Raw genomic sequence first — 10,732 nt, 5'->3', positions numbered from 1 at the left:
CGCGCGACCGAGACGAAGGTATCTGGATAACCATCCTATAGGTTACAAGTAATAAACAGATAGGGAACGCACTGCGTTCCCTATTTATATTATATATGGTACTTATTCTGGTAGTGGCGCTTGGATTTAACAGGGGCTCCATGGAAGGAACCGCTGCCCATACCGCTGCCACGAAGACTCTCATGGAAGCCTGAACCACCGCTGTATTCACCCCAGCGGGCTCTGATTCTATCCACATAATCTACCGTCTCCGTGCCTCGCATGTAACCGTATTTCACCACCGGGTCTGTGTAATAAGCCGGTTGAGAAAGGCGCAGAATATAATTGCGAATTACGCCCCAATTGTGCGGATTCTGACCATGTTTGCGAGCCAGCGCCATCGCATCTCTGATGTGGAAATAGCCACCATTATAAGAAGCAAGGGCGAAAAGCATGCGCTGCGACGGGTCGCCAACATCCGCAAAATGCCCCTGCAGTTCCGCCATATATCTGGCTGCCGCAGCCACATTCGCCTCAGGTTCATGAATCATGCTCATCGGCAAACCCAGATGGGCTGCCGTGCCTGGCATAATCTGCATCAGTCCGCAAGCTCCAGCCCATGACTTCGCATTCGGGTCAAAACAGCTCTCCTGATAACATTGGGCAGCCATCAGACGCCAGTCCATGCGAGCCGTTCCGCTATAGCGCTGGAAGAGGTGGTCGTAGCGGGAAATAACACCCTTAGAACGGTTCAGAAATGGTGAATAAACGTGGCGGCGCACGCTGGCAGAAGAAAGCAGCCACGATTCTTCCTGCTTGACCTGAGCAATCAGCTTAGGCTTAAACCAGCCGTTCAGGGTGTCGGCAAGACTCTTGTTACCGTTCTGCACAGCCCATTGGGTTCGGGTACTGTCGGGCGTAACACCACAGAACAACAGGTTGCCTCTGGTCTGTTTTCGGGGTAGGGGCACGGCAATCACATCACCTTCTCCCTTCTCCAGTTTGCGTACCATTTCAGCCGTATCCTTACATTCTTCTACGCGTAACGACACGCCGATCTGCTGGGCAAACTTCTCGCAGAGCAGATATTGCAGTCCCATTCCGTGGCTGTGGTAATCATAATAGGTAGTAGGGCCGTTAACGGTAAGCATGATGAGCTCACCATTGGCCTGAATATCTTCGAGCGAAAGCCCCTTGCTGGTTGAAGCAGGTTTCTTTTCATCACCATCAGCCCCATCAGAGTTGTCAGCATGCTCCATTTCGCCTACAGGAGTTCCCCATGGCGTAAGCTCCTGCTGCGGTTTCTTGTCGGCACAGGCAGCGAGCAAAAATAGTGCATATAATGCGTATAAATATCCTTTATTCTTCATTTCAGCTGCAAAAGTACGAAATATTTTGCACATAAGTGAGAAATTATTTGTTTATTCTAATAAAAATATGTACTTTTGCAATGTTTTTCAAACAAAATATAGAAATATGTTACGAATAGCAGTACAAAGTAAGGGTCGTCTTTTTGACGACACCATGAATCTTTTAGCAGAGGCAGACATCAAAGTAAGCGCCTCTAAACGCACCCTCCTGGTGCAGTCAAGCAACTTCCCTCTCGAGGTTCTCTACCTTCGTGATGATGATATTCCTCAGAGCGTAGCCTCTGGTGTGGCAGATATCGGAATCGTGGGCGAGAACGAGTTTGTTGAGCGTGGAGAGAATGCGCAGATTATCGACCGTCTGGGTTTCAGCAAGTGCCGCCTGAGCCTCGCCATTCCTAAGAAGATTGATTATCCGGGATTGCAGTGGTTCAACGGCAAGAAGATTGCTACTTCTTACCCTAACATCCTGCGCAAGTTTATGAAGAAGAATAATATCAATGCCGATATCCATGTCATTACGGGTTCTGTAGAAATCAGTCCTGGAATCGGTTTGGCTGACGGTATTTTCGATATTGTAAGTTCAGGTTCTACTCTGGTCAGCAACAATCTTGCTGAGGTTGAGGTGGTGATGAAGAGCGAGGCTCTGCTCATCGGCAACTGGAACATGGACGAGGAGAAGCATCAGATTCTGAACGAGATGCTGTTCCGCTTCGAGGCTGTACGTTCTGCACAGGACAAGAAGTACGTGATGATGAATGCTCCTAAGGCAAAGGTTCAGGAGATTACAGAAGTATTGCCAGGCATCAAGAGTCCTACGATTATCCCATTGGCTGATGAGGACTGGTGCTCTATCCACACTGTGCTCGACGAGAAGCGTTTCTGGGAAATCATAGGCAAGTTGAAGGAACTCGGTGCACAGGGCATCCTGGTAACACCAATCGAAAAGATGATATTATAATAATGTGTAGTGTTTAATGTGTAATGTTTATTTAGAGACATTATGCGTTAAAAACCAAACATTAAACATTAATAATTAAACATTAATAATAGGAATGAAGGTAATAAAGTATCCTGCAAAGGAGGAATGGAGCGAGATTGTAAAACGCCCACACCTGGATGTTTCGCAGCTGAATGCGACCGTACAAGGTGTACTCGACGATGTGAAAAACCATGGCGACGAAGCCGTGAAGCGTTACGAGGAGAAGTTTGATCATGCCCATCTCGATTCTTTGGCTGTGACTGAAGCTGAAATCGAAGAGGCAGAGAAAATGGTTTCTCAAGAACTGAAAGACGCTTTGCACCTCGCCCATCATAACATTGCCGCATTCCATCATAGCCAGAAGTTTGATGGTGTAAAGGTTGAAACTTGCCCTGGTGTAACCTGCTGGCAGAAGAGTGTGGCTATTGAGAAGGTGGGATTGTATATCCCGGGAGGTACTGCTCCTCTCTTTAGCACCGTTCTGATGCTGGCTACTCCTGCCAAGATTGCAGGATGTAAAGAAATAGTACTGTGTACTCCTCCGAATAAAGAGGGCAAGGTGAACCCGGCTATCCTCATGGCGGCAAAGATTGCGGGCGTAAGCAAGATCTTTAAGGCGGGTGGCGTTCAGGCTATCGGAGCCATGGCTTATGGTACGGAGAGCGTGCCTAAGGTTTATAAGATTTTCGGTCCGGGCAACCAGTTTGTCATGGCTGCCAAGCAGCAGGTTTCCCTGCACGATGTGGCTATAGACATGCCTGCCGGTCCGTCTGAAGTTTGTCTTATTGCCGACGAAACTGCCAACCCTGTGTTTGCTGCTGCCGACCTGTTGTCGCAGGCTGAACATGGTTTCGATTCTCAGGTTTTCTTCATTACTACATCTGAAAAGGTGTTGGATGATGTAAAGAATGAAGTTGAAGTGCAACTTGAACGTTTGCCACGTAAGGAGATGGCACAAACCTCGTTAGATAATTCTAAGTTTATCCTCGTGAAGACCGAAGAGGAGGCAATCGACCTCTGTAATACTTATGCGCCGGAGCATCTGATTATCGCCACAGCCGATTACGAGCAGCTGGCAGAAAAAGTTGTGAATGCAGGTAGTGTATTCCTCGGAAACTATGCGTGCGAAAGTGCAGGCGACTATGCAAGCGGTACGAACCATACCTTGCCAACCCATGGTTATGCTTTGGCTTACAACGGAGTGAACCTGGACAGTTATAATCGCAAAATCACCTTCCAGCATCTTACAGAAGAAGGTATTCGTAACATTGGAAATGCTGTAGTGACCATGGCGGAAAATGAGCAATTGGAAGCTCATGCCAATGCGATGAGACTGAGAGTGAACAGTTTGAAACAATAGGGTAAAAAGGGAAGTTGTAAAAATACTTCTTAATAGCTTTTGAAAGAAAAATGAAAGAATTGAAAGATTTGTGCCGAGAGAACATCTGGAATCTGGCACCTTACAGTTGCGCCCGTACGGAGTTTGCAGGCAGAAATGCCCGCGTCTTCCTCGATGCCAACGAAAATCCATATAATGACCCTTACAATCGCTATCCTGATCCGCTGCAGGTTGAACTGAAGAAGCAGATCAGCAAGATTAAGGGTGTGGCTGAAGAGAAAATCTTCCTGGGCAACGGTTCTGACGAGGCCATCGATTTGGTTTACCGTGTATTCTGCCGCCCGGGCAAGGATAATGTAGTAGCGATTGCACCTACTTACGGAATGTATGAAGTTTGTGCAGACATCAACGATGTGGAGTATCGTTCTGTATTGCTTGATGAAAATTATCAGATTTCTGCCGGAAAACTGCTGGCAGCCTGCGATGAACAGACAAAGGTTATCTGGTTCTGCAGTCCGAACAATCCTACGGGTAATCACATTAACCGCGAGGCTATCGTAGAGGTGTTGCAGAAATTCCAGGGTATTGTCATCATCGACGAAGCCTACAGCGATTTCTCTTCGGAGCGCACATTCCGCAGCGTACTCGACAGATTTCCCAACATGATTGTGCTCAACACCATGAGTAAGGCATGGGGCTGTGCAGCCCTCCGTTTGGGAATGGCTTTTGCGAGCAAGGAGATTGTTGACATATTCAATAAGGTGAAATATCCTTATAACGTCAATCTGCTTACTCAGGAGCATGCGCTGGAAGTGATGAAGAATCCGCTGAAGGTTGACGAATGGGTGAAGAACATCCTGCAGGAGCGTTCTAAGGTAATGGCTGCATTCCTGGATCTGCCTATCTGCGAGAAGGTTTATCCTACTGATGCAAACTTCTTCCTGGCTAAAATGACCGACGCCAATGCCATCTATAATTATCTGGTGGCACAAGGCATTATCGTAAGAAACCGCAACAAGGTTCAGTTGTGTGGCAACTGTCTGAGAATTACGATAGGAAACAAGAGCGAGAATGCTGAATTACTCGGTGCTTTGAGACAGTACTAAATTATTTTGGAAAAGTTCAGTATATAATATGAAAGAGGGTGAGTCATAAATATATAATTCACCCTCTTTTTAGCATTTATCTTCTTCTGCCTCTACCTTCATTTCTTCCTTGATTTCCACGGCCGCCGCGTTCGTTCTTATCCCCGCTGTTGTAGCGGTTCTTGCGACTGTGGTTGTCGTTGTCGAAATTAGGGTTGAAGCTCTTTTTCTTCTTGTTCTTGAAGAAGCCGGCACCTCCGCTTAATGGGCGGCCTTCGTTCAGATATTTATCTTCATCATAGCAGCCTACATTTCCGAAACCCTTTGGTGCATAGCGGTCAGACGCATTTCTGCCAGTTCCACGCTTGCCTTTAGCACCTTTTCCTACACCAGGATTATCGTATGTAGAACCTATCGCCTTATCGTCATAATGCGTCTTCTTACCCTTGAAACTGCCACCCATGCTCTTCCTGTCGTAGAGTTTGTCGATGAGGTCGGCTCTGCCTATCCGGCGAAGTTCACTCTCGATGGCGCGGCGCTCTTCAGGCTTGTACCAGAAGAAGAACATGCGCTGGGCAAGCTTCTCTTTCTGAGTCTTGGCGCTGAAGACCGGCTCCAGGGTGTAAGGATCGTACCCCGTATACCAGGTCTCGGTAGAAATGGTCATAGGAGTAGGGGTGAAATCCTGCACCTGCTCCAGATGGAAGTCCAGTCCCTTCGTAATGACGGCAAGTTCGGCCATGTCTTCTTCATGACAGCCCGGATGCGAACTGATGAAGTAAGGAATGATCTGCTGGTTAAGACCTTCTTCCTTATTAATCTTGTCGAAGATGCGCTTGAACTCGTAGAAGAGGTCGAACGATGGCTTGCGCATGAACTTCAAAACCTCCGGACTCGTATGTTCGGGAGCCACCTTCAGTCGGCCGCTCACGTGCTTGGTAATCAGTTCGCGCGTGTATTCTCTAGCCGCCTGATTCACCTTTTCGTCCTTGCTCTTATGCAGCAGAAGGTCGTAACGCACACCACTACCAATGAAACTCTTCTTGATTCCCGGCAAAGCATCTACAGCATGATAAATCTCCAAAAGCTTGCTGTGGTCGGTATTGAGGTTCGGACAAATCTGAGGGTTTACACACGACGGGCGCTTGCACACTTCGCAGGCTTTCTGATTCTTGCCGTGCATTCCGTACATGTTGGCAGAAGGACCGCCCAAATCGCTCAGATAGCCCTTGAAATCAGGCATCTGGATGATTTTCTTCACCTCCTTCAGAATGCTCTCCTTGCTGCGGCAAACCACGAATTTACCCTGATGGGCAGAAATGGTACAGAAAGAACAGCCGCCGAAACAGCCACGATGAAGGTTCACGGAGAACTTGATCATCTCGTAGGCAGGAATGGTCTTGCCCTTGTATTTAGGATGAGGCAAACGCGTATAAGGCAGGTCGAAAGCCGCATCCAGTTCCGCGGTAGTCATCAGCGGGAAAGGCGGATTCACCACTACATATTTGCCGTCAACTTCCTGAATCATGCGCTGAGCATGCATCTTGTTGGCTTCTTCCTCCAGATGGCGCACGTTCTCAGCCTGTCCCTTCTTGTTGTGGAGACATTCTTCGTGGCTGTGGAGGATGATGTCGTCGTCCTTGAAACCGCCCGGAATCTCACTTTCCTTGCAGTAGAAAACCACCTGCGGCATTTCGTGGATTTGGCTAAGCGTCTTGCCTTCTGCAAAGGCATTGGCTAGTTCAACGATAGAACGTTCGCCCATTCCGTAGAGAATGAGGTCGGCGCCCGAATCGCAGAGAATGCACTTGCGGAGCTCGTCTTTCCAATAGTCGTAGTGGCTGATGCGGCGCAACGAAGCCTCAATACCGCCTAGTGCTACAGGTACGTCGGGAAAGAGTTTCTTCAGTATCTGCGTATAGACGATAGATGGATAGTCGGGGCGCATGTCGTGGCGGGAGTCGGGACTGAAAGCGTCCTCGCTACGCATGCGGCGGTTGGCCGTGTAGCGGTTCACCATCGAGTCCATGGCACCCGGAGAAACACCAAAGAAGAGGCGAGGGCGACCGAGTTTCTTGAAGTCTCGGAAATCGCCGTGCCAGTCGGGCTGGGGAACAATGGCTACCCGATAGCCGTTGGCTTCCAATATTCGTCCGAGGATGGCAGGGCCGAAGGATGGGTGGTCAACGTAAGCATCTCCTGAAAAGAGGATGACGTCGAGTTCGTCCCATCCGCGCAACTCGCATTCTTTCTTGGTGGTAGGTAAGAAATCTGTTAACTTATAATCCATTCAATATTTTTTAATCATTTACTGCGTCTGGTTCTGCATCTGCTGCAGCCTCAGCCTGCTTCTTGTCTTTCCAGTCTACGTAGAGCAGAACGAGGTTGTGAAGACCGAGCGCCTTCATGTTCTGATTGTAGATGACGTCGAGACAGAGATCTAGCAACTCCTTATCCTTGATGTCGCTGCTCTCGAGGAGTGAACGCACATTAAGTTTCAGTTTATCGAGCACTTCCTCGTCGATAATGCCGTTGCTGTCTACGAGGTTGCGGAGTAACTGATACTTTTCGATGGTCTCTAAATGCTGGTCGCTCACTTCGATAGAGCGAGTGCCAGACTGGTTGGCTTGAATCTTATACATAAGCTTAAATTTTTTTATCTGTTTTACTTTGAATTTAATCTGTCAGAAATTTGAGAATGCCGAGCAACACGCTGGTGCGGGTTCTTTCGTCGATGATGCATTCCAGCGGGAATCCCATGACGAAGCTGCGGTAAGTTGTGCTCTTGTAGGCAACAGCCGCACTCGTTCCCGTATCGTATTGCATCGCCGTGAAGGCGTAATTGCCAACCGGTTTCAATATCTCGGGATGGGTTGCCGCATAATGCTGGGCATTCAGCTCGTTATAATAGCTGAACTGCAGACCTAATCCCTTGACGTTAGGCGAAGTGCAGACAATACTGTCTCGTTCTGTTACGGTTGAATCTTCGGGATTGATGTCCCTGGTGATGGCCGTAGAACCTGTAGGCTCATAGCTGAGTTTCAGAATATCGCTCAGGAACGCCTGTTCCTCTTCAGTCTGCATGTCGCTTCCGGTGTAAGAACCGCTTATCAGGATTCTGCCGCCTTGGCTGGCGTATTGCCTGATGCTGTTCTGCAGGGCAGGCGTGAACGACTTGAAGTAGGCGTGAGTATAGCCGTCATGGCGCTCCAGTCCGTTGATGAGGTCAACTGCCTGATAGTTCTTCATCTGAACCCTGCCGCTGGCGATGACTTCGCTCGAACAGCTGGAAATATTATATTTGCCCGAAGCCGCAATACTTGTAGCATGCGCCTGAACGTAGTTGAAGTCGTTGCCTGCCACAAACTTGCCAATCATTTCGTTGCCGCTGAAACCGAGTCCGAAACTGGTTTCGTTGCCCATTCTGCTTCTGTCGAACACCTGTTGCTTGCCGCTCCATCCCGCCGTCAGTCCGTAGCTTACGCCCGGATCCTGATTGAGGTCAAATCCCTGCTTTTCCTCATCATCCACGACCTGCGGAGAGGCAAGGCGATGGAAATTGTTTACGATGAGCACAGACTTGCTGGCAGCAGGATTATAGAGCACAGAGAGGGTTTCGGTGGTGAAACTTTCTCCTCCTGCATTAACCGCAGCCACCTTAAAATGGTAAAGTTTGCCCGGTTCCAGCTGCATCTGGCAGCGGGTGGTGTTCACGATGGTTCCGTTGTCAAAACCGCCTTGTCCCTCAGCCTTATAAATAATGTAAGAAGTAGGGCGGGCAGATGGTTCCGTCTTGTCCAGCTGGGCAGTCCATGAGAGTAGGGCAACGCCTTGGTTCTGCGTAACGCTGAAGTTCTGCGGAGCCAGCGGCTGGACCACGTATCGGGTTCCATGATTGCTGCTTACGAAGCGCAGGATAGTTTTGTAGATGGAGCGTGCGATATAGAACTTTCCGAGCGGATCCTGAGCAATTCTCATGTCAGGGAAATTCTGATGCGAAAGCATTTCGAGAATAGCCGACGGAACTTCCGGCAGACGGGTTTCAGAATAGTTTCTGTCCCATAGGTAGCGCTTGCCGAATTCTCCGAACTGAGCCGTCAGATCCGTAACGAGATTATCGCGCAAAGCCCTGGCGAAATCCTTGGATGTGAATCTGGAGATTCCGCTGTTCAGTATTCCGTCGTTATAATCTGTGGTGCAGATAGCAAGGGCTCCAACGGTAGATTTTCCGTCCTTATTGTAACCCGCATCACTATGAAGTGCCAGCGAGAGTTCTATAGGCACATGCTTGCCATTTTTGGCAGGCATGTAAACCGAACCGCCGCCCAGCCAATTGGTCATAAGCGAACGGGTGTTGATGTCGTCGGCGTAATCATTTTCTCCCTTTCGGCCTCCATAAACCTTATAGGGAGCACCAGCCCATTGGGCGTAGTATCTGGCTCCTTCCAGGCAACGGGGCAATCCGCTGGTGTAACCGCCACGCTCTATGTTTCCCATGCCGCCGCCAAAGCGGACAGCATCTGTAGTTACTACTCCACGGCGTGAAGCCTTGTTGGTGCAGACTACCCGGTTGAACTCGTTGCAGCCCTTATCGAAATCGAAGGTGCCCAGGTAAACCCAGGTACCTCCGCCCATGCGCTGGTTAACGGAAAACTCCGTGGCTTCGCCCTTGTGATAAACGATGTATTTTGCATCGCTCACGCTCTTGGGGAGCGACTGGTAGCTTACGTAGACTGCGTATTTGCCGGCTTCCTTGAAACGGGGCTGGTAGCTTACCTGGCTAGTTTTCTTGCGCTTGGTAGCCTTCGCCTGTCTCACGGTTCCCATGCGGAACGGATTTTCCCCATCTTTCAGTCGGTAGCGGTTGGCAAAACCGAGCGAATCGCATTTTTTCCATCGCTTGCTCGCCTCCTTTTCGAAATAATAAACCGACTTGACAGCATCATCATTATCGATGACGATTTCGTTCCTCTGCCAGTCTCTTTCACGGGGTGTGAAGACGATGGCTCCCGCATTCTGGAGCATCGGGATGAGGTAGGGCACGACGATGGTTTGGGTAAAAAGATCTTCGTTTGTGCAAAACAGGTTAGGGCGTTGCCATTTCCATACATCTCTGTCGGCATAATAATACCGTCCGTGCGAAGCCCATAGCGAAAGGTGCCTGTTCTGTAGTCCTGCCGTAACGAAATAAGGGCGGGAAACATTAAACACCCATGGGTCGCCATCATAATCTATGCCTTGCCATGCGCCGCTGTTAGCCTCGTCGTAGATAGGAAAAAACGATTTGCCGTTAGCCTGAAGCGAAGCTCCAGCGGCTAACAGCAAACTGCTTATCAAACAATATGTTATGTTTTGGTGTTTCACTTTACGAATACTCCTTCTTTAATAGCTGACTAAACCGTTATCTTCTAAGGTTTAATCAATATTTCCGATTGTGAACTTCTCCGGTTTCTTTCCTTTGAAATCCTTGAAGTACAACTTGATTTCACGCATGTCTTTGTCAACATCTCCTGACGGGATAATCTGCCTGGTGCATTGGATGGCCTTCTTCTCATAGTCAAGCCCATAGAGATGGATAGGCAGATGCGCCTTGAGGGCTATGAAATAGAATCCCTTTTTCCATTCCGGGTTGAGCGAGCGGGTACCTTCGGGCGTAATGCACAGTCCGAAAGCCTTGCGCTTATCCGCTTCTGCAGCCAGATTATCCGTCATGCTAGTATGTTTGCTTCTCCACACAGGAATACCTCCCATCTTTCTGAAGATAGGACCTAGCGGCCAGAAGAACCATTCCTTTTTCATGAGGAAATTACATTTGATTCCCTCAGCATGGGCAAAGAGCTGGCCTAGGATCAGATCCCAGTTGCTGGTGTGCGGAGCCATGCAGATAATATACTTTTCAGGAAGCTCCTGGGTGATGATTTTCTTATAGCCCAAGCGCTTATACAATATCCATTGACAAATTCCTTTTATCATATATTTA

Annotated in this window: 8 protein-coding genes; 3 read left to right on the top strand and 5 right to left on the bottom strand. The window is 48.8% G+C overall.

Annotation, left to right across the window (positions count from 1 at the left end; genetic code table 11):
* Window positions 1-89: 89 nt before the first annotated feature.
* Window positions 90-1,349 carry a transglycosylase SLT domain-containing protein gene (locus tag DWV53_RS06545; RefSeq protein ID WP_118152486.1) on the bottom strand — a complete coding sequence of 420 codons (1,260 nt, stop codon included), beginning with the start codon at window positions 1,347-1,349 and terminating at the stop codon, window positions 90-92.
* A gap of 106 nt (window positions 1,350-1,455) precedes the next feature.
* Here DWV53_RS06545 and hisG point away from each other — a divergent pair, with 106 nt between their 5' ends.
* The 3 genes from hisG (at window position 1,456) to hisC (ending at window position 4,773) form a co-directional block, all read left to right on the top strand.
* Window positions 1,456-2,307, top strand: a complete 852-nt coding sequence (gene hisG, locus DWV53_RS06540; protein WP_118152485.1) for an ATP phosphoribosyltransferase — start codon at window positions 1,456-1,458, stop codon at window positions 2,305-2,307.
* A 94-nt stretch (window positions 2,308-2,401) separates the two neighbouring features.
* Window positions 2,402-3,688, top strand: a complete 1,287-nt coding sequence (hisD, locus tag DWV53_RS06535) for a histidinol dehydrogenase (RefSeq protein WP_117586169.1) — start codon at window positions 2,402-2,404, stop codon at window positions 3,686-3,688.
* A 50-nt stretch (window positions 3,689-3,738) separates the two neighbouring features.
* Window positions 3,739-4,773, top strand: coding sequence for a histidinol-phosphate transaminase (gene hisC, locus DWV53_RS06530; RefSeq protein WP_118152483.1), 1,035 nt, complete (start codon window positions 3,739-3,741; stop codon window positions 4,771-4,773).
* Window positions 4,774-4,849: 76 nt separating this feature from the next.
* Here hisC and DWV53_RS06525 read toward each other — a convergent pair whose 3' ends face one another.
* The 4 genes from DWV53_RS06525 to DWV53_RS06510 all read right to left on the bottom strand — a co-directional run bounded on the left by DWV53_RS06525 (window position 4,850) and on the right by DWV53_RS06510 (window position 10,725).
* Entirely contained in the window at window positions 4,850-7,042 is a 2,193-nt protein-coding gene (locus DWV53_RS06525; protein ID WP_118152481.1) for a YgiQ family radical SAM protein, read from the bottom strand.
* A gap of 10 nt (window positions 7,043-7,052) precedes the next feature.
* Window positions 7,053-7,394, bottom strand: coding sequence for a hypothetical protein (locus DWV53_RS06520; RefSeq protein ID WP_117586171.1), 342 nt, complete (start codon window positions 7,392-7,394; stop codon window positions 7,053-7,055).
* A 34-nt stretch (window positions 7,395-7,428) separates the two neighbouring features.
* Window positions 7,429-10,089 carry a fibronectin type III domain-containing protein gene (locus DWV53_RS06515; protein WP_259318931.1) on the bottom strand — a complete coding sequence of 887 codons (2,661 nt, stop codon included), beginning with the start codon at window positions 10,087-10,089 and terminating at the stop codon, window positions 7,429-7,431.
* A 78-nt stretch (window positions 10,090-10,167) separates the two neighbouring features.
* Window positions 10,168-10,725 carry a 1-acyl-sn-glycerol-3-phosphate acyltransferase gene (locus DWV53_RS06510; protein WP_118152477.1) on the bottom strand — a complete coding sequence of 186 codons (558 nt, stop codon included), beginning with the start codon at window positions 10,723-10,725 and terminating at the stop codon, window positions 10,168-10,170.
* Between the last annotated feature and the right edge of the window lie 7 nt (window positions 10,726-10,732).

Origin of the sequence: Segatella copri (genome assembly GCF_003465495.1) — a bacterium.
Lineage (GTDB): Bacteria > Bacteroidota > Bacteroidia > Bacteroidales > Bacteroidaceae > Prevotella > Prevotella copri_G.
This window is presented reverse-complemented; position numbering and strand designations above follow the sequence as displayed.